This window comes from Microbacterium ureisolvens, from assembly GCF_015278315.1.
In the GTDB taxonomy this organism is placed as follows: Bacteria; Actinomycetota; Actinomycetes; order Actinomycetales; family Microbacteriaceae; genus Microbacterium; species Microbacterium ureisolvens.
The window spans coordinates 186,593-204,306 of sequence record NZ_JADIJE010000007.1 but is presented as its reverse complement, the minus strand read 5'-3'; the positions used below and the strand labels follow the sequence as shown (position 1 = coordinate 204,306).

The following is a 17,714-nucleotide window of genomic DNA, read 5'->3' as shown; positions in this document are numbered from 1 at the left end:
GGACCTGCCGAGCATGGGAAGCACCCACCGATACAGGAGCCCCCATGCCCAAGCCTCTCGACATCCCCGTTCCCGACCTCACCGGCAAGCTCGCCCTCGTCACCGGCGCCAGCGACGGCGTCGGCCTCGAGATCGCCGCGCGTCTGGCGCGCGCCGGCGCCGACCTCCTCATGCCGGTCCGCAATGAGCAGAAGGGCCAAGCGGCAGTCGCCGAGATCCGCGCGCGAACCGAGCGAGCCGGCATCCGTGTCCTCTCACTCGACCTCGCCTCGCTCGACTCGGTCGCGAACCTCGCAGCCGAACTCCGCACCGACGGCCGCCCCATCGACTACCTCATCGCGAACGCCGGCGTGATGACCCCGCCGACCCGCCACGTCACCGAGGACGGGTTCGAGCTGCAGTTCGCCACCAACCATCTCGGCCACTTCGCACTCGTCGCGCAGCTGCTTCCGCTCCTCAGCGAGGCGAGGGCGCACATCGTCAGTCAGGTGAGCATCGCCGCCGACCGGGGCGCCGTGAACTGGGACGACCCGAACTGGGAGCAGGGCTACGACCCGATGAAGGCGTACAGCTCGTCGAAGATCGCGTTCGGCCTGTTCGCGCGGGAACTCCAGCGGAGATCGGATGCCGCGGGCTGGGGCATCCGGAGCACCCTCTCGCATCCCGGCATCACGCCGACCAACCTGCTCTCCGCGCAGCCGGGCATGGGCCGCCCCACCGACACGACCGCGGTGAAGCTGATCCGGGCACTGTCGCGGCGCGGCATCCTGGTCGGCACACCTTCGTCTGCCGCGCTGTCGGCGGTGTACGCGGCGACCAGCCTCGATGCCCGCGGCGGTCACCTCTACGGGCCGAAGGGCTTCCACCACCTGGGCGGGCTGCCCGCCGAGCAGCCGCTGTACTCGCGGCTGCAGAGCGAGGAGGACGCCGGCCGCATCTGGCAGCTGTCGGAGCAGTTCACCGGCGTGCGCGTCGCGGCGTGACCCAGTCGCCCAGGCCGCGAACGCTCCCGGACCCGAGCGCTCCACTTTCCTGCGAACGCTGCGCAGATCCACGCAGCGGTCGCAGGAAACTGCAGCGGTGGGAAGCGAGCAGAGCGCGCGGACACGGGGACCCGCAGTCCCTGGTTGAGGACTGACGGATGCCGCAGACTCGGGTCATGGACCGCGCACAGCTCGCCGACTTCCTCCGTCGCCGGCGCGAAGCGCTGCAGCCCGAAGACGTCGGGCTGCGGCGCGCATCGCGGCGGCGCACCGCGGGGCTCCGGCGCGAGGAGATCGCAGCGCTCTGCGACATGTCGACCGACTACTACAGCCGGCTCGAGCAGGCCCGCGGTCCGCAGCCGTCGGAGCAGATGCTCGCCGCGATCGCCCGCGGCCTGCGGCTGACGCTCGACGAGCGCGACCATCTGTTCCGGCTCGCCGGTCACACGGCACCGGCGCGGGCGCTGCGCAGCGAGCACGTCTCGCCCGGGCTCATGCGCATCCTCGACCGCCTCGCCGACACCCCCGCCCAGGTGATGACCGAGCTCGGCGAGACGCTCGCGCAGACCCCGGCTGCCCGCGCGCTCTTCGGCGACGAGACCCGCTTCGACGGCTTCATGCGCAGCGTCGGCTACCGCTGGTTCGTCGATCCGTCGGCGCGCGACGTGTATCCGGCCGAGGACCACCCGATGCATTCGCGCGCGTTCGCCGCCGACATCCGCACCGCCTACGCGAAGTTCGGCGCCCACTCGCGCGCCGGTGCGATCGTGTCGGCACTCCTGGAGGAGAGCCCCGAGTTCGCCGAGCTGTGGGCCGAGCACGAGGTGCGCTCGACCCACGCGCGCGAGAAGCGCCTGCAGCACCCCGAGGTCGGCGTCATGGACATGCAGTGCCAGTTCCTCATCGACCCCGAGCAGGGTCAGACCCTCCTCGTGCTCACCGCGACCCCCGGCACAGAGAGCCACGAGCGGCTCCAGCTGCTCTCGGTGATCGGCACCCAGCAGATCGCCGCGGGCCGCTGACAGCCGCCGCCCCGGCGGAGATCCCCGGCTCACCACCTCGCCTCCCGCGTCGGCTTGTCAAGCCCCGAGCCCTCCGTGCCTCGACCGCGGAAGCTGAACCTCCGACGCACAGGAGGAACCATGAGCGACCCCGAGCGAGACCCGCACGGCCCGATGCAGCTTCCCGACCAGCAGCCGACTCTCGACCCGACGGATCTCAGCAACCAGCCCGCGCTGCGGGCGGGCGCGCCCTCACGGTGGATCGTGCCGGCTGCGGTGCTGGCGGCCGTGGCGATCGCGCTCTACTGCTTCGCCTTCCAGCTGCAGATCATCCTGCCGATCATCGGCATCGTCTACGTCATCGTGGTGTGGGTCGTCATGTTCGTGACGGCCCGCCGGGGTGGTGACGGCAAGAGCACCAACCGTCGCCTGGCGTGGCTGATGGGCGCCATGGGCGTCGGCGCGCTGCTCGTGGCGATCGGCATCTACATCGTCGAGTCCACGCGCCTGCCCTGGACCTGACACCGGCGCACGGCGGCCGCGTGTACGGCGAGCGAGCAACGGGCGAGACGAAACGCCTCGGATGACGGATGCCGCGGGTCGCGGCATCCGTCTCCTCTCAGTCGTCGAAGATCCCGACCGACTCCGACAGCCGGCTCACCTCGTCGGCGCTGAGCTCGAGATTCGCCGCCTGAGCCGAGTCGGTGATGGATGCCGCGCGCCGGGCCCCCGGGATCGGAATGACGTGCGAGCCGAGGGCCAGCTCCCAGGCGAGCACCGCCTGCTGCGGGCTGACGCCGTGCGCCTCGCCGACCTCGCGGAAGGCCGAGAAGCGATCGCCGACGCGGCGGGCGCCGCCGCCGGTGCCGCCGAGCGGGCTCCACGGCAGGAACGCGATGTCGTGCTCGCCGCAGAAGCGGAGCTCATCGATGCTGCCGGGGTGCTTGGGCGAGAACTCGTTCTGCACGCTCGCGAGGTTGCCCTCGCCGAGCACGTCGAGCGCGATCTCGATCTCTTCGACGCTCGCGTTCGAGATGCCGATCGAGCGGACGAGCCCGTCGTTCTGCAGAGCCTTCAGGCCCCTCATGATGTCGCCGTAGACGAGCCAGCGGTCGGGACGGTGGTACTGGTACAGCTCGATCTGGTCGACGCCGAGGATGTCGAGCGACTTCTCGACGGCAGATCGCAGGTAATCCTCCGAGCCGTCGCGGCCCTTGGAGCCGTCCTCGCGGAGCACGATGCCGCCCTTCGTCGCGACGAAGACGTCCGACGCGTCGCCGTCCCACGTGCGCAGGGCCTCGGCGACGATGCGCTCGTTGTGCCCCATCTCCTCGCCGTCGGGTGCATAGATGTCGGCGGTGTCGATGAGCGTGACGCCGGCGTCGAGTGCGGCGTGCACGGTCGCGACGGCGTCCTCGAGCGACGGGTACTGCTTGTCGTTGTTCATCGACAGCGGCATCGCGCCGAGTCCGATCGCCGAAACCTGTCGTCCTGCCAGCGTGCGCTGCTTCATCGCATCTCCTTCTCGCATGCTCCTACCCTGCCAGCGCCCCGCGACATGCCGCAGGGACTGGACAACCGCCATCCCGCCGCCTAAGACACGGGCCCGGCAAGGCTGGGGACCCGCCCGGCACGCGGATGCGGAGAGCCGCTGGCGGACGCGACGGCGCACTCGGTAACGTGGCCCGCGTTGCGCCCTCGCGGCGCCGTCCCCGAGGAGCCCCCCATGAGCACGAACCCCGTCGCGGTCGCACCAGGCTCCGCTCCCGCGTCAGCGCCCGCCCCGCGGGGCGTGCCGCTGTGGCTCACGCCGCTGATCGGGGTCGCGGCCGGCTTCGTCGGGCTGCTGCCGTGGCTGGCGACGGGCATGCGGCTGCCGCTGCAGAACCTGTGGGGTGCCGCGACCGATTCATCCGCGATGCCCGTGGTGCTGCTGCCCTTCAGCCAGTACTACCTCATGATGCTCTTCGCGCTGATCGCCACCGGGTCGGTCGCCGCCGGCGTCGCGGCGCGAGCGCTGCGCCCCCGGCTGCCGCGCGGCGGCTTCTGGCTCGTGGCCGGCGGGGTGCTGCTCGTCCAGGTCCTCGCCATCGTGCAGACGACGCTCGTGGTGCGGGGCGGCCTCCAGGAGCGCACCGAGTCGACGCTCTACCTCGCGGTGCTGGTGGCGATCTGCATCCTCTCGGTGCTCATCGGGTTCGGCCTGCTGGTCCTCATCGCGCTTGCACCACGGGCGGGCGCGCTGATCGGTCTCACGATCGGAGCCATCGCCGTCGGCAGCTGGCTGAGCGCCTGGCTGCACCCGTTCGTGATCACCGGCGGCGACGTCGTGATGACGCTGTCGTGGCTCCTGCAGTGGGTTCCGGCGATCCTCGTCGGCGTCGCGATCGCCTGGACCGGACTCGGCTCGGTCGGCAAGGCGGTGGCGGCGATGGCGAGCCTCGTCATCCTGTGGATCGCGCCGGCGCTCATCACCGGTGTGTCGGCCGCGGCGGGCACGCGCGTGCTCGCGAAGTACCCGTCAGAGATGATCGCGTACGCGGCGGAGGTGTTCCGGATGGCACTGTTCATGCCCGAACTCGCGCTGCGCCCCATCGTCACGGCGATCGTCGTGGCCGCGCTCGGTTTCGCGGCCAGAGCGCTGATCCGCCGCACGCGCACCGCGACCTGACCGCGAGTCACCCGAGCGCCGACATCGCCTCGCGCCACAGCTCACGCACTCGCAGGTTGGCCGCGGGCGCGATCCGGTTGCCGGAGCGGAACTGGAACCTCCACGCCACCTCCGGCACCACCACCTCGAGCACGTCCCGCGGCACGCGGTCGCCCTCGACCACCAGCTCGTCGAACGCGACGTCGACGAAGCCGGCCGTGCGCCGGGGGTCGGCGAAGTGCACATCTTCGTAGGGCTGCGTCAGGACCGTGGCGTGGCCGATGAGTCCGTACGACCCGCCCTGGCGCAGCAGCCACGCGTCGGTCCCTGGCTCGACCTCCTTGCGGGCTCCGACCGACCATTGCGTCACGTACGGTGTGCCGCTTGCCACGCCCGCCACGACCGCCGCATACGAGCCGGGCCATTCGTCCCAGAGGCTCGGATTCCAGCCCAGGATGATCCCCGCGTCGCGCCAGTGGACGGATGCCTCGACCATCAGTCCAGCCTCACAGACTCTCGCCAAGGGGGCGACCGGGGTCTGGATCCGTGCCACCGAGGACTCCGGCATCCGGATCCGCTTCGGCCGGCCTCGAAGGGCGCCCACTCCTCCGCGTCGTCCTGCGGGAAGTAGCCGATGGCATTGCCGGGCTCGAGCGGACACCTCCTGCGACGGTTGGCCGAGATCGCGTAGACGATGTGGTGACCGCCGGCCGTGGTGGTCGCCGTAGCCTCGATCAGGCGGGTCAGGTCGGCGAACGACAGCCAGGTGCGGCGGTGCCGCTCGGTCGTAGGGATGGCGCCGAGCGTGCCGATCCGCGCGGAGACGACGGTCATGCCGAACCGATCGGCGTAGAGGCTACGGCGGCATCACCGAGACCGACATGGACCCGCAGCACATCTGGTACCCGTCGTACGGGTACGGGGAGCAGAAGGGACTCGTCATCGGCTACTACAACACCGGCAACGCGGCCCGCACCTACGCGGCGCTGAGCCCGCGCGACCGCGAGGCGCGTGCGGTGGCGCAGGGCGTGAAGATCCACGGCGAGAAGTACCGCACCGAGCTCGAGCAGTCGTTCTCCATCGCCTGGCACCGGGTGCCCTACATCGAAGGTGCGTGGGCGTTCCCGAACACCACGTCGCCGGGGTTCAAGAAGCTTCAGACCGGCTCGGGCAACGTGTACTTCGCGGGCGACTGGATGTCGGAGATCTCCGCCTGGCAGCACGGAGCGTTCTGGTCGGCGCGTTACGCCGTGCAGGCCCTGCACGCTCGCGTCATGGCGGGCTGAGCTCGCACCCCTTGCGGGTGAGCGAGGACTCAGGCGGCGACGTCCGCCACCTGAGTCCTCGCTGAGCACCACCTCCGTGCGCTTCCCGCGTCGGAGTACCTGCAGGAGACTGGCCGGGTGAGCACCCCGCACGTCGTGACGCTGGTGATCGACCTGCCGATCACCAAGCTCGACGCGCTCGACACGATCGCCTTCGTTGCAGACGGCGAGGTTGAGGGCGCCGGCACCGTGCGCCCGCGCGTGTGGCTCAGTGCCGACGCATGGGCGCAGGTCGAGATCCCGAAGTTCGCCGACCCTCCCCCGCTCGCGATCGACGTGTACTCCGAGACCTCGCGCGACACCGCACTCGCCGAGGCGCGGCGTCTGGCCGCGGCGCTGGAAGCTGTCGGCTGGACCATCCGCCCCGAGCGGCCGGTCCGCTGACGGAGCGGGGCGGTTCGTGACCACACTCTCGCCTCGGCTGCAGGAGGTGGTCGACGCGCTGCCGCTCCGGCCGGGGATGCGCGTGCTCGAGGTCGGCGGAGCACCCGGCGCCGCCGCACGGGCGGTGGCCGCCCACGTCGGAGCCGCCGGACACGTGCTGGTATTGGACCGCTCGGCCACCGGCATCCGTCAGATCCAGCAGAACTGCCGCGCCGAGATCGCGGCCGGCACGCTCTCGGTGCTGCAGGCGCCGGTCGAGGACTTCGCGCTGCCCGACGGCGTCGCTCCGTTCGACCTGGCCTTCGCCTGCCGCGTCGGAGCCCTCGACGGGCGCCACCCTCAGCTCTACGGGGCCGCGCTCGCGAACCTGCGCCGGGCGGTCAAACCCGGCGGGGCGCTCTACGTCGACACCGGCTCTCCGCTCACCGCCATCAGCCTGGACTGAGGGCCGCGCGCCGAACGGCGCCTGGCCGCCGTGCCGCACAGCCCGGCACCCTGCAAGCCCCTGTCGGCGCCCGGCGAGCGCACCTACGCTCCAGGCATGACCCCTGACGACCGCGACCACGACATCGTCCTGCTCGGCGCCTCGGGCTTCGTCGGCAGGTACACCGCGAAGCACCTGGCGCGATCGGCGCCTGACGGCGTGCGGATCGCCATCGCGGGCCGGTCCCTCGAGCGCCTCGAGAAGGTGAACCGCGAGCTCGGCGTCGACTGGCCGACCATCGAGGTCGACACCGCCGATGAGGCCGCGGTCGGGCGGGTCGCGGCATCCGCCGCCGTCATCGCCACCACCGTCGGACCGTACCTGCGCTGCGGCACCGAGGTCGCCGCGGCGTGCGCCCGCGCCGGCACGTCGTACGCCGACCTCTCGGGCGAGAGCATCTTCGTTGCCCGCAGCATCGATCGCAATCACGCCGTCGCCGAGTCGACGGGCGCCAGGATCGTGCACTCGTGCGGCTTCGACTCGATCCCGTCCGACCTCGGGGTGGGTCTCGCCCACGCCGCTGCCGGTGGCGTGCCGATCGTCGCGGCGACCCTGACGGTGCGGTCGCTGCGGGGCGGCATCAGCGGCGGCACGATCGACTCGCTGCGGCAGCAGATGAAGGAGGCGAAGACGGATGCCTCGGCCCGCCGCCTCATCGCGAACCCCTACGCGCTCACTCCGGGGCCGACCGTGCGACTGCCCGGTTCCGGTGGTGACGGGTGGGGCAAGGTGCGCGGAACCTGGCAGGCGCCGTTCATCATGGGCGCCTACAACCAGCAGATCGTCCAGCGCAGCAACTACCTCACCGGCTGGAGCTACGGCCAGCTCATGCGGTACCGCGAGGTCGTGGCAACCGGGCGCGGCGTTGCGGGGTTCGCGCGGGCGGGGGCTCTCGCCGTGGGAACCGCGGGCCTCGTGGGCGCGATGTCGTTCGCACCGACCGCGGCCGTCCTCGATCGGGTGCTGCCGTCGCCGGGGAGCGGCCCCAGCGCGGAGGCGATCGCGGACGGGCGCTTCGCGCTGGACGTCGACGTGTATCCGGTGACGGGCCAGGCCGTGCGGGCTCGCTTCGCCGCGCCGTACGACCCCGGCTACGGCGGAACGGGCGTGATGCTCGCGGAGTCCGCGCTGAGCCTCGCGCTCGACGACCTCCCCGATCGCGCCGGCGTGCTGACCCCGATGATCGCGATGGGCGAGCATCTCGCCGGCCGGCTCCGGGCTCACGGGTTCACCCTCGAGGCGGCTCCGCTTCCCTGACTCCCGGTCGTCGAGCGAGCGAAGCGAGACGAATCGCCCCAGCCCCGGTCGTTGAGCGAGCGAGACCGCCTCGAGTCCGGTCGTTGAGCGAGCGAGGAACGAGCGAGACGAAACGCCCGAGCCGACCAGCAACCCCGGTGACCTCGCACCGCGCTTCGTCTCGTCGCCGTACTCCTCGCTCAGCGGCCGGGCGCCGCAGCCGGGTAGGGTCGCGCCATGGGCGAACTTCCCGAGCACGTGGCCGTCAATCGTGAGTACTGGGACGGCATGGCCCATGAGTGGGTCGAGGCGGGCGAGCGTTCCTGGAGACAGACCGAGCCCACGTGGGGGGTGTGGGGCATCCCCGAAAGCGAGCTGCAGCTGTTGCCCGACGACATGTCGGGCGTGCGCGCGATCGAGCTGGGGTGCGGCACCGGGTACGTGTCGGCGTGGATGGCCCGGCGCGGAGCGGAGGTCACCGGCATCGACAACTCCCTCGAGCAGCTGCGAACCGCAGGGCGCCTCTCGCAGGAGCATGGCGTTCCCCTCGAGCTGATCCACGGCAACGCGGAGGCCGTGCCCAAACCCGACGAGTCCTTCGACTTCGCGATCAGCGAGTACGGCGCGGCCATCTGGGCCGACCCTTACCAGTGGATCCCCGAAGCCCACCGGCTGCTGCGGCCCGGTGGCACGCTGGTCTTCCTCGGGAACCACCACCTCGTGAGCGTGTGCTCACCGCTGGACGGGTCGTTCCCGATCAGTCGGCAGCTCCAGCGCCCGTATTTCGGCGACCCCCGCCTCGACTGGCGCGATGCCGCCGACGAGCCGGGCGGGATCGAGTTCTCGCTGACCATCTCCGAGTGGATCAGGCTCTTCCGAACCACGGGGTTCGAGGTCGTCGATCTCGCCGAGATCCAGGCTCCGGCCGACGCCGACGGACCGAGGTTCGGCATCCCCGCCGACTGGGCGAGGGACTTCCCCAGCGAGCACGTCTGGACCGTGCGCAAGGCGGGCTGACGTCCGTCTGCCACCGCACTGGTTCAGACAGCGGACTCTTCTGTGGGGCTCGTCAACCCGTTGCGTCGATCGCCCGCCGTCTCGTGGACTGGTTGCATGACCGACGCAACTCTTCCCCCGCAAGAGCCGGGCCCCGAGCCCGACACCACGACAGCCGCGGAGTCCGACCACCCCGACGACAACCTCGACTCCGAGGCCACGCCGGCGATGCTCGACCGCGACGACAGCGAAGTCGAGGACTTCGAGATCTAGCCGCCTCACTCCCCGGTTGTTGAGCGAGCGAGGACGCTTCGTCTCGCTGGCGCTCGCTCAGCGACCGACTCCCGAGACGAAACGCCCACAGCGCCCCGGTTGTTGAGCGAGCGAGGACGCTTCGTCTCGCTGGCGCTCGCTCAGCGACCGACTCCCGAGACGAAACTCCGCGGCCGCAGAGCGAACACGCCGACGCCTCGCGCAACGGCGGGTCACGGCATCCGCTCGAACACCTCCCGGGCTCGCAGCGTGCGCGTGCGTGTGACCGGACGGGTCGCGAGCACGATCTTGCCCCGCGCGTGCAGCTTCGCCAGATCTTCGAAAGCGTCGACGATGTCGTCGATGGGATACAGTCCCGACACGAGCAGCCGGAACGCGCCGGCGCCGGCCAGGTCGACGACCCGCTGCAGCACGTTGGTCGCGTGCACGATGGATTCCGGGTCGTCGCGGAGCAGTCTGAGCTCGACCTCGCGCCGGTCGGCACTGGAGCGGTAGCGCTCAGCCGGAACCCCGAGGGCGTCGGCGACTTCGCGGCCGTCCTTGCCGTAGTTGTCGATGAAGGCAGTGACTGGGGCGCCCGCGGCCCGCTCGATGCGCTCGACGATCCCCTCGCCGTACTTCACCGGGATGACGCCGAGCTGCCGCAGGTAGTCGAAGTTGCGCTCGCCGCACGTGCCGATCACGCGCGCGCCGCGATGCCTCGCGACCTGCGCCTCGATGCTCCCGACGCCGCCCGCCGCGGCCGAGATGACCACCGTGTCGGAGGCGCCGATCCGCAGGTCGTCGAGGGTCTCGAGGGCCGTGGCTCCGGCGAGGAAGAGTCCGCCCGCCACTTCCCACGTGATGGCCCGGTGCTTGAGCACGAGCTGATCGGCCGGCAGGACGATGTGGCTGGCGTGGGCGCCGGTCCGGATGTGCCCCACGACGTCCGAGCCCACTCGCACCGCGCTCACTCCCGGCCCGCGACCGCGGACGATCCCCGCGAAGTCGCTGCCCGACGCCCGCGGCCACGGGTCGTCGTGCCAGGTGTCTTCCTTGCCGTTGCGCAGGAAGGCGTCCATGTGGTTGATCCCCGTCGAGATCACCTCGACCAGCACCTCTCCCGGCCCCGGAGTCGGCAGCGGATACTGATGGCGCTTGAGAACGTCAGCGTCACCGTAGTGGGTGTAGCGGTACGCGAATGCTTCCATCGGTGCGCGCATGTCGATCCCCTTCTGCTGTTCTCGGTGGAGCGCGGATGCCCCCGAAGATGTATTCCGCTGGATAGGTGTGCGCGGATGCAGGAGGCGTCCCATCCGATTCCTCACCCGCACCGAAGACCTTTCACAGCACGGCAGATCGCCGCTGGGAAAGAGAGGTCTCTCATGGGCTCGTCACCGAACCGCATCGTCGCCACGGTCTTCGGCGCGGTCTACCTTCTCGTTGGCCTCCTGGGCTTCTTCGTCACGGGTCCGATCGGCTTCATCGCCACCGAGGGCGGCCTGCTGCTGGGCGTCTTCGAGGTGAACCCGCTGCACAACATCGCCCACCTGCTGATCGGTGCGGCGCTGCTGATCGCCGGACTCGCCGGCGCGCGGCCTGCGAAGACCGTGAACATCACCGTGGGAGCGGCCTACCTGCTCCTCGGCGTGGTCGGCTTCTTCCTCGTCGGCACGCCGGCGAACATCCTCGCGCTGAACGCGCCCGATCACTTCCTGCATCTCGCGAGCGCCATCGTGCTGCTCGGAGTGGGCCTGGCCGCCGAGCGCTCGCCGCGAGTCGCAACCGCGTGACCATGGCCCGGGTGTCCGCGACGGAGCGCGCAGGGGGGCGCGCTCCGTCGTGGGTGCCGGTCGCCGCGTGGGGCTTCGGCCTTGTCTCGATCGCGCTCGGGGCCGCCGGGCTGGTCGCGGTTCAGGCCGACGTGCTGTCGCGGGCGCTGGGGGTCCTGTCAGTCGTGGTGGGACTCGCTGCCCTCGCCTGGGGAGCGGCGAGCCTCGCCCTCGGTCGCACGCCGGCACCGCGGGGGGCGGTTGCGGGCGTGTCCGCGGGAGTCGCGGTGGCTGTTTCGCTCCTCGGCACAGCGCCAGGGCAGGCGGGCGTGCTGGCGATCGCTCTGCTGGTCGGCCTCGGGGTTGTGGTGTCTCTCGGGATCCTCCGTGGCCGTCGGCGTTCATCGGGTCGGACGAGCCTGTGGGTGTTGGTCGCTGCGGCCGCCGTCGTGACCGGACTCGTGGTGCCGGCGCTCGGCGCGTGCCAGGGCGCTGCCCTCCTCGAGGCCGACGGCACGGTGCTGCCGGTCGTCACTCACGACGGACATCGATGACGGATGCCGCTCCGCTGACCCTCTTGCCGCGCGCTGGGTTCGTCACACTCTGACACCGTCGGACACGCCCCGACACTCACAGGCGATCCATCCGATCCCCGCCTAGCGTGGGGTCATCGCGGCGATCCGGGCGGTCCCGGGCTCCGGCTCATATCCGGCAGCGTTGCGGGTTCGACTCCCGCCGTCGCGTCTGTATCCGCGCCAGCGAGCTTCTCGCCGCCCCGCACAACGGATGACTGCACCGCCGTCACGAAGTATCGTCACGCCATGAAGCGAATGTGGCCGTATCTCGTGCTGGGCATCATTCTGGCGCTGGTCGGGGCGGTGTGGACCCTGCAGGGGCTCAATGTGCTGGGCGGATCGGTGATGAGCGGATCGGCGCTGTGGGCCATCATCGGGCCGATCGTACTCGTCGTCGGCGTCGCGCTGATCGTCGTCGCGATCGTCGTGGCGCAGCGCCGCAAAGCCGACTGAGCGCCGAGCCCTCATCCCCTCACGCGATCCAGGCATCCCGCCGCCGTGGCCCGGCGCGCTCCTCGACCGCGCCCGCACCTGTCAACCCCGCTTCCCTCGCTCGCCCGCCGGTGCTTGAATCCCCCCGCACCCACTCGCCCGCGGTACGCACGGAGAGGCAGTCTTCCGCATGATCCTCGAACCGCAGTCCGCCCACCTCGACCACGACCCCTCCCGCGTCGTCGACCGGCTCTTCCTCCCGGGCGAGGAGACGCACACCGCCCACCCGCGCATTCCGCTCATCATCGAGCGCGTCCGCTCCATCCCTCGAGACGAGGTCGACGCCGTCGCCGAGGCGATCGTCGCCGATTTCGCGACGAAGCAGCCGGACGCGGCATCCGTTCTCCTCTCCCATGCGCAGGCGGTGACTACACGCGTCAAAGGCAACCATGACCTCTCCGAGGCGCAGCTGCTGGTCATGGGGTCGGCGTTCACGGCGCAGTTCGCTGTCGAAGGTGCGGCGCTGTGCAACCCGAGCGCGGTCGAGCATCCGTCGCAGGACGGGCTCGGGGAAGGCGAGCTGCGAGTCGCGGTGTCGCTGCGATGCATCGGCGAAGGACACACGTCGTCCATCGGCTTCGCGGAGGCCGTGATCGGGGTGGACGACACCTGGACGTTCAGCGCGCGCGCCACTCCGCTCGTCCGCGCGGAGGTCGCGCTCGGCGAATGGTCGCGCGCCGAATTCGCGCGAGCACTCGACGTCGCCGGTCAGCTCGACGATCTGGCGAGCCCGGTGCTCGCGGCCCTCCCCGACCGCTTCACAGCGACCGAACTGGAGGCGGCGATCGAGGGCCTGCCGCCCACGCTGGCGATGCGGCCGTCGAGCCACGCGCCCCTGCAGGCGCTGCGCGACATGGCGGCGTCGACGTACCGCGTGGGGTTCGACTCCGCTGCAGAGCTGTCGGCACGCACCATCATGCCGGTGCTGCCGGAGGAGGACAGCGGCGTCGAGGACGCGCGGTTCGTCCGCTTCACCGCCGGCAACGGCGATGGCGACTATCGCGCGACCTACACCGCGTACGACGGACGCGGCATCGCCCCGCGGCTGCTCACCTCGCCAGATCTCGTCACGTTCGAGTCGCAGCGGCTCGTCGGGCCGGGTGCGCGCGGCAAGGGCATGGCGCTCTTCCCGCGCCCGATCGGCGGGCGTCACCTCGCCATCGCGCGCGGCGACGGCGAGAACGTCGCGCTCTCCACCTCGGACGACGGGGTCTTCTGGGACGACCTGGGGCTCCTCTACGCACCCACGGAGGTGTGGGAGCTGATCCAGCTCGGAAACTGCGGCTCGCCCATCGAGACCCCCCGCGGGTGGCTGCTGCTCACGCACGGCGTCGGCCCGCTTCGCACCTACTCCCTCGGGGCCTTGCTGCTCGACCTCGACGATCCGTCGCGCATCCTGGCGCGCACGCGCCAGCCGTTGCTCACTCCGGAGGGCGCGATGGTCGACGGCTACGTGCCGCGCGTCGTATATTCCTGCGGCGGAATCCTTCACCGCGAGCGGCTCTGGGTGCCGACGGGCATCGGCGACTCGCGCATCCGCGTCTACTCGGCACCCCTCGATCGCGTGTGGGAAGCGATGGATTGAACGGATGCCGCGCCCCGGCGTGCTCTCACTCGCATTCGTGACGCCTCACGAACTCATCTCTTGACGTACGCGCGTTCATCGACGAGGCTGTAAAACGTTTCATCCGGCAAACGCTTTCCGACGCACAATCGATCAAGGGAGACTCCGTGCGATCCACTCGTCGTCCCCAGCGACTGAGAACGCTCATCACCGCAACCACCGCCTGTGCGCTCGTCGCGTCGGGCGCCTTCCTGGCCGTCTCGCCCGCGGCCGCAGCCGACGAGGTCGACTACTCGTTCGACTTCGGCGGGCCTTCCACCCCCGTCGCCGCCGGCTGGCTCGGCGTGAACCCGGGCACCGCCTACTCCGCCGCCCAGGGGTACGGGTTCATCACCGCGCCCGCCGCGAACGGCTTCCGCGATCGCGGCGGCGATGACCTCCTCCGGCGCGACTTCACGATCGGCAACACCTCGGCCTTCGCCGTCGACGTGCCCAACGGCACGTACGAGGTCACGACGTGGGCAGGCGACCTGATCGCCGGCAACGCGACGAGCTTCGACATCGAGGGGACCGCGTTCGCCGGCCCGCGCACGTCCTCGGGCGCGATCCACGAGCAGTTCTTCCCCACGATCACCGTCGCTGACGGACAGCTGAACGTCCGCGTCACCGGTGGCGACGGACGCATCAACGGCATCCGCGTGCAGACGCCGCTGGCAGCCCCCGCAGGGGTCGCGGCATCCGTCGACGCATCCGCCGAGGAAGTGACGCTCTCATGGCAGCCGGTGGACGGGGCCACCGGCTACGCCGTCTTCCGCTCGGCACCCGGCGGCGAGCTCACTGAGATCGGGCGCATCGCCGCCCCGAGCGACCCCACCGCCGCTCCGAGCTTCACCGACACGAGCGCCGAACTGAGCGAGACCTACGACTACGCGGTCGCCACCGTGAAGGACGAGCGCGTGTCGCGGCCGGGTGACCGGGTCGCGGCATCCGTCATCGACGAGTCCGTCGCGAAGCCCGCCGCGCCCGCCGGAATCAGCACGAAGGCGATCGAGCGCAACAGCGTGACGATCGGATGGGATGCCGCAGACGACGTCGTGCAGTACAAGGTGTTCCGCTCGACCCGGGCCGACATCCCGTTCGAGCAGGTGGCCACGGTCACCGAGCCGAGCTTCACCGACACCGACGTGCTGACGACGCGCCCCTACCTCTACCAAGTGGTCGCGCAGAACGCCGGCGGATCGAGCGAGCCGAGCGCGACGTACACCACCGAGATCGCGACGACCCTGGTGCGCCAGGCCGAATACCTCGACCGCTCCCCCGTCGCCGTCAGCACCGACGACGGCGTCTACGTCGGGTGGCGCCAGCTCGGGCTCGACGCGCGCGACCTCGGCTTCGACGTCTACCGCGACGGCGTGAAGATCACCGAGGCGCCGATCACCGACACGAACAACTTCGTCGACGCCGACGGCACGACCGACTCGACATACCTGGTCACCGCGCACGTCGGCGAGCGCGAGGTCTCGGTGACCGACGAGTTCGGCGTGTGGGACGAGAACCACCTCGACATCCCGCTGAACAAGCCGGCCGATGCCAGACTCCCCGACGGCAACACCGTCACGTACTGGCCGGGCGACGGCACCGTGGGCGACGTGGACGGCGACGGCGAGTACGAGCTCGTGTTCCTGTGGAACCCGTCGATCGCGAAGGACAACTCGCAGTCCGGCTACACCGGCAAGGTCTACGCCGAGGCCGTGAAGTTCGACGGCACCAGCCTGTGGCGCATCGATCTCGGTGTGAACATCCGCGCCGGCGCCCACTACACGCAGCTCGAGGTGTTCGACTTCGACGGCGACGGTGCGTCCGAAGTGGCGTTCAAGACCGCCGATGGCACGGTCGACGGCGTCGGCACGGTGATCGGCGACGCGAACGCGGACTACCGCAACTCCGGCGGCTACATCCTGAGCGGACCCGAGTACCTCACCGTCTTCGACGGTGCCACCGGCGCCGCGATCGACACCGTGGACTACCTCCCCGGCCGTGGCAACGTCGGCTCGTGGGGCGACACCTACGGCAACCGCGTCGACCGCTTCCTCGCGGGCGTCGCCTACCTCAACGGCGAGCACCCGTCGCTCATCACCAGCCGCGGGTACTACACGCGCTCGGTGATCGTGGCGTGGGACCTCGTCGACGGCCAGCTCGTCGAGCGCTGGACCTTCGACTCGAACACGGCCGGCTCGCAGTACGAGGGACAGGGCAACCACCAGTTCACGACGGCCGACGTCGACCGCGACGGGCTCGACGAGATCGTCTTCGGCTCGATGACGATCGACCACGACGGCACGCCGCTGTATAACACGCGCCTGCACCACGGCGACGCGCTGCACGTGAGCGACTTCATCACCGACCGCCCGGGACTTGAGGTGTACGCGGTGCACGAGAGCCCGAGCGGCAACGGCGGCATCATCGCGTCGATGCGGGACGCCGAGACCGGCGAGGTCGTCTGGTCGAACAAGGGCAGCCGCGACACCGGTCGCGGTGCGGCCGCCGACATCGACCCGACGTCGCCCGGTGCGGAGGCGTGGAACATCGGCGGGGACTACGCCTGGAACTCGCGCACCGGCACGCTCAACGCCGCGGACGGCGAGGTGCTGTCGACCGACATCCCGGCGGCGAACTTCGTCACCTGGTGGGACGGCGACCTCACGCGCGAGATCACCGACCACGACTACGACGCGACCACGAGCTCGGGCGTTCCGACGATCTCGAAGTGGGATCCGGCCGCGAAGCAGTCGGTGCTGCTCGAGCGCCTCGACGGCACTCTCACGAACAACACCACGAAGGGCAACCCCGTCATCCAGGCCGACCTGTTCGGCGACTGGCGCGAGGAGCTCGCGGTGCGGCTGGCAGATGGCAGCGGCATCCGGATCTACACGACGACAGACGTGACCGAGGAGCGCATCCCGACGCTGATGCACGACTCGCAGTACCGGCTCGCCGTGGCGAACCAGAATTCCGCGTACAACCAGCCGCCGCACCCGTCGTTCTTCCTCGGGGCGGGCATGGACGAAGCGCCGGTGCCGTCGATCAGCTACATCGGCGCTCCGGGTCTCGACGAGACGGCGCCGGTGATCGCGGGCCTGCCCGCTGGCACGATCGTGGCCGACGAGCCGCGGCAGCTGTCGGTGACGGCGGATGACCCAGAGAGCGGCATCCGCTCGCTCGTGGTCACGGTGGGCGACGAGGTGGTGCCGGCCGACGGCTCGGTCGATCTCGCCGCGCTCGGCCTGTACGGCGATGTCGAGATCACGGCGACGGCGACCAACCACGCGGGCCTGGTGACGCAGACCTCGTCGACGGTTCTGGTCGTGCGGGCGGATGCCGCAACCGCCGCCCCCGGACGCGGCACGCTGTCGAACACCAGCGGGTGGGCCTACGGCCTGCACGACGGCACGTACGACGTCGTGATGAACCTGTGGCACGGCACGCCGGGCAGCATCTTCCGCCTCTACGAGAACGGTGCGCTGATCCAGACGCGGGTGCTGCCCGAGACGTCGGGCACGTCGCAGACGACCGGTGTCAGCTTCGCGGGCAAGCCCAACGGCACCTACGTGTACACCGGCGAGCTCATCAACTCGCAGGGCACGACGGCGACGACCTCGACCACCGTGAAGGTCGTGCACGCGGCGCCGGCGGCGCCGGTCGTCTCGCACGACAACTGGGACAAGGACGGCTCGTTCACCGCCACCGCCAACCTCTGGTGGGGCACGAACGCCACCTCGTACCGGTTCGAGCTCGACGGCGTCGTCGTCGGGTCAGGTGAGCTGACCGCGCGCACGCCGGACGCGCAGCGCGCGTCGGTGAAGCTCGACGGCGTCGCGCCGGGCACGCACACGCTCGTCGCGGTGTTCGCCAACGCGAACGGCGAGACCGCGTCGAAGCCGGTGACGGTGACCGTGCGCTGAGCCTTCCGCACGACCGAGGGCCGGGTCGACGCTGCGGC

The 17,714-nt window shown here is 70.7% G+C and carries 19 protein-coding genes and 1 tRNA gene; 16 read left to right on the top strand and 4 right to left on the bottom strand.

Going from position 1 to position 17,714, the window contains the following annotated elements; translation table 11 throughout:
- The first annotated feature begins 44 nt into the window (after positions 1 to 44).
- The 3 genes from IM767_RS12715 (at position 45) to IM767_RS12705 (ending at position 2,506) form a co-directional block, all read left to right on the top strand.
- The gene (locus IM767_RS12715; protein WP_109211071.1) at positions 45 to 983 is read left to right on the top strand and encodes an SDR family oxidoreductase; all 939 of its coding nucleotides are present in this window, start codon (positions 45 to 47) and stop codon (positions 981 to 983) included.
- 176 nt (positions 984 to 1,159) lie between these two features.
- Entirely contained in the window at positions 1,160 to 2,005 is an 846-nt protein-coding gene (locus tag IM767_RS12710) for a helix-turn-helix transcriptional regulator (RefSeq protein WP_109211072.1), read from the top strand.
- A gap of 120 nt (positions 2,006 to 2,125) precedes the next feature.
- Positions 2,126 to 2,506 (top strand): hypothetical protein, encoded by a 381-nt coding sequence (locus tag IM767_RS12705; protein WP_109211073.1) that lies wholly within the window; start codon positions 2,126 to 2,128, stop codon positions 2,504 to 2,506.
- Between the two features lie 97 nt (positions 2,507 to 2,603).
- On the opposite strand, the gene IM767_RS12700 is transcribed toward IM767_RS12705, so the two are convergent.
- Positions 2,604 to 3,497: an aldo/keto reductase gene (locus IM767_RS12700; protein ID WP_109211074.1), complete on the bottom strand. Its 894-nt coding sequence runs from the start codon at positions 3,495 to 3,497 to the stop codon at positions 2,604 to 2,606.
- Positions 3,498 to 3,710: 213 nt separating this feature from the next.
- Between IM767_RS12700 and IM767_RS12695 the strand changes: the two genes are divergently transcribed.
- The gene (locus IM767_RS12695; protein ID WP_109211075.1) at positions 3,711 to 4,655 is read left to right on the top strand and encodes a hypothetical protein; all 945 of its coding nucleotides are present in this window, start codon (positions 3,711 to 3,713) and stop codon (positions 4,653 to 4,655) included.
- 7 nt (positions 4,656 to 4,662) lie between these two features.
- Here the strand turns inward: IM767_RS12695 and IM767_RS12690 are convergent, their stop codons facing one another.
- Both IM767_RS12690 and IM767_RS12685 read right to left on the bottom strand, forming a co-directional pair.
- A complete protein-coding gene (locus IM767_RS12690) occupies positions 4,663 to 5,130 on the bottom strand; it encodes a hypothetical protein (protein ID WP_109211076.1) in 468 nt (155 codons plus the stop codon).
- On the bottom strand, positions 5,130 to 5,468 hold the full coding sequence (locus IM767_RS12685) for a hypothetical protein (protein WP_109211077.1): 339 nt from the start codon (positions 5,466 to 5,468) through the stop codon (positions 5,130 to 5,132). Before IM767_RS12685 ends, IM767_RS12690 begins: the two co-directional genes overlap by 1 nt.
- Positions 5,469 to 5,500: 32 nt before the next feature.
- Between IM767_RS12685 and IM767_RS12680 the strand changes: the two genes are divergently transcribed.
- The 6 genes from IM767_RS12680 (at position 5,501) to IM767_RS12655 (ending at position 9,332) form a co-directional block, all read left to right on the top strand.
- On the top strand, positions 5,501 to 5,920 hold the full coding sequence (locus tag IM767_RS12680; protein WP_275426027.1) for a flavin monoamine oxidase family protein: 420 nt from the start codon (positions 5,501 to 5,503) through the stop codon (positions 5,918 to 5,920).
- Positions 5,921 to 6,037: 117 nt separating this feature from the next.
- Positions 6,038 to 6,343: a hypothetical protein gene (locus IM767_RS12675; RefSeq protein ID WP_239453387.1), complete on the top strand. Its 306-nt coding sequence runs from the start codon at positions 6,038 to 6,040 to the stop codon at positions 6,341 to 6,343.
- A gap of 16 nt (positions 6,344 to 6,359) precedes the next feature.
- Entirely contained in the window at positions 6,360 to 6,788 is a 429-nt protein-coding gene (locus IM767_RS12670) for a class I SAM-dependent methyltransferase (RefSeq protein ID WP_109211079.1), read from the top strand.
- 96 nt (positions 6,789 to 6,884) lie between these two features.
- Positions 6,885 to 8,084 carry a saccharopine dehydrogenase family protein gene (locus tag IM767_RS12665; RefSeq protein WP_109211080.1) on the top strand — a complete coding sequence of 400 codons (1,200 nt, stop codon included), beginning with the start codon at positions 6,885 to 6,887 and terminating at the stop codon, positions 8,082 to 8,084.
- Between the two features lie 216 nt (positions 8,085 to 8,300).
- On the top strand, positions 8,301 to 9,080 hold the full coding sequence (locus IM767_RS12660) for a class I SAM-dependent methyltransferase (protein WP_109211081.1): 780 nt from the start codon (positions 8,301 to 8,303) through the stop codon (positions 9,078 to 9,080).
- A 96-nt stretch (positions 9,081 to 9,176) separates the two neighbouring features.
- The gene (locus IM767_RS12655) at positions 9,177 to 9,332 is read left to right on the top strand and encodes a hypothetical protein (protein ID WP_162564321.1); all 156 of its coding nucleotides are present in this window, start codon (positions 9,177 to 9,179) and stop codon (positions 9,330 to 9,332) included.
- Positions 9,333 to 9,544: 212 nt separating this feature from the next.
- On the opposite strand, the gene IM767_RS12650 is transcribed toward IM767_RS12655, so the two are convergent.
- On the bottom strand, positions 9,545 to 10,534 hold the full coding sequence (locus tag IM767_RS12650; protein ID WP_109211082.1) for an NADP-dependent oxidoreductase: 990 nt from the start codon (positions 10,532 to 10,534) through the stop codon (positions 9,545 to 9,547).
- 162 nt (positions 10,535 to 10,696) lie between these two features.
- On the opposite strand from IM767_RS12650, the gene IM767_RS12645 reads away from it, so the two are divergent.
- The 6 genes from IM767_RS12645 (at position 10,697) to IM767_RS12620 (ending at position 17,676) form a co-directional block, all read left to right on the top strand.
- Entirely contained in the window at positions 10,697 to 11,104 is a 408-nt protein-coding gene (locus IM767_RS12645) for a DUF4383 domain-containing protein (protein WP_109211083.1), read from the top strand.
- Between the two features lie 11 nt (positions 11,105 to 11,115).
- A complete protein-coding gene (locus IM767_RS12640) occupies positions 11,116 to 11,637 on the top strand; it encodes a hypothetical protein (protein WP_162564322.1) in 522 nt (173 codons plus the stop codon).
- 117 nt (positions 11,638 to 11,754) lie between these two features.
- Positions 11,755 to 11,827 (top strand) — tRNA-Met (locus IM767_RS12635).
- A gap of 77 nt (positions 11,828 to 11,904) precedes the next feature.
- On the top strand, positions 11,905 to 12,111 hold the full coding sequence (locus tag IM767_RS12630; RefSeq protein ID WP_194398880.1) for a hypothetical protein: 207 nt from the start codon (positions 11,905 to 11,907) through the stop codon (positions 12,109 to 12,111).
- A 169-nt stretch (positions 12,112 to 12,280) separates the two neighbouring features.
- Entirely contained in the window at positions 12,281 to 13,735 is a 1,455-nt protein-coding gene (locus tag IM767_RS12625; protein WP_109211085.1) for a glycoside hydrolase family 130 protein, read from the top strand.
- Between the two features lie 146 nt (positions 13,736 to 13,881).
- A complete protein-coding gene (locus IM767_RS12620; protein ID WP_275426025.1) occupies positions 13,882 to 17,676 on the top strand; it encodes a rhamnogalacturonan lyase family protein in 3,795 nt (1,264 codons plus the stop codon).
- The last annotated feature ends 38 nt before the right edge of the window (positions 17,677 to 17,714 follow it).

Excerpts from the sequence above, each read along its gene's own strand:
- IM767_RS12715 (WP_109211071.1), top strand. The coding sequence starts at position 45 with ATGCCCAAGCCTCTCGACATCCCCGTTCCCGACCTCACCGGCAAGCTC.
- IM767_RS12710 (WP_109211072.1), top strand. The coding sequence starts at position 1,160 with ATGGACCGCGCACAGCTCGCCGACTTCCTCCGTCGCCGGCGCGAAGCG.
- IM767_RS12705 (WP_109211073.1), top strand. The coding sequence starts at position 2,126 with ATGAGCGACCCCGAGCGAGACCCGCACGGCCCGATGCAGCTTCCCGAC.
- IM767_RS12700 (WP_109211074.1), bottom strand. The coding sequence starts at position 3,497 with ATGAAGCAGCGCACGCTGGCAGGACGACAGGTTTCGGCGATCGGACTC.
- IM767_RS12695 (WP_109211075.1), top strand. The coding sequence starts at position 3,711 with ATGAGCACGAACCCCGTCGCGGTCGCACCAGGCTCCGCTCCCGCGTCA.
- IM767_RS12690 (WP_109211076.1), bottom strand. The coding sequence starts at position 5,130 with ATGGTCGAGGCATCCGTCCACTGGCGCGACGCGGGGATCATCCTGGGC.
- IM767_RS12685 (WP_109211077.1), bottom strand. The coding sequence starts at position 5,468 with ATGACCGTCGTCTCCGCGCGGATCGGCACGCTCGGCGCCATCCCTACG.
- IM767_RS12665 (WP_109211080.1), top strand. The coding sequence starts at position 6,885 with ATGACCCCTGACGACCGCGACCACGACATCGTCCTGCTCGGCGCCTCG.
- IM767_RS12660 (WP_109211081.1), top strand. The coding sequence starts at position 8,301 with ATGGGCGAACTTCCCGAGCACGTGGCCGTCAATCGTGAGTACTGGGAC.
- IM767_RS12655 (WP_162564321.1), top strand. The coding sequence starts at position 9,177 with ATGACCGACGCAACTCTTCCCCCGCAAGAGCCGGGCCCCGAGCCCGAC.
- IM767_RS12650 (WP_109211082.1), bottom strand. The coding sequence starts at position 10,534 with ATGCGCGCACCGATGGAAGCATTCGCGTACCGCTACACCCACTACGGT.
- IM767_RS12645 (WP_109211083.1), top strand. The coding sequence starts at position 10,697 with ATGGGCTCGTCACCGAACCGCATCGTCGCCACGGTCTTCGGCGCGGTC.
- IM767_RS12630 (WP_194398880.1), top strand. The coding sequence starts at position 11,905 with ATGAAGCGAATGTGGCCGTATCTCGTGCTGGGCATCATTCTGGCGCTG.
- IM767_RS12625 (WP_109211085.1), top strand. The coding sequence starts at position 12,281 with ATGATCCTCGAACCGCAGTCCGCCCACCTCGACCACGACCCCTCCCGC.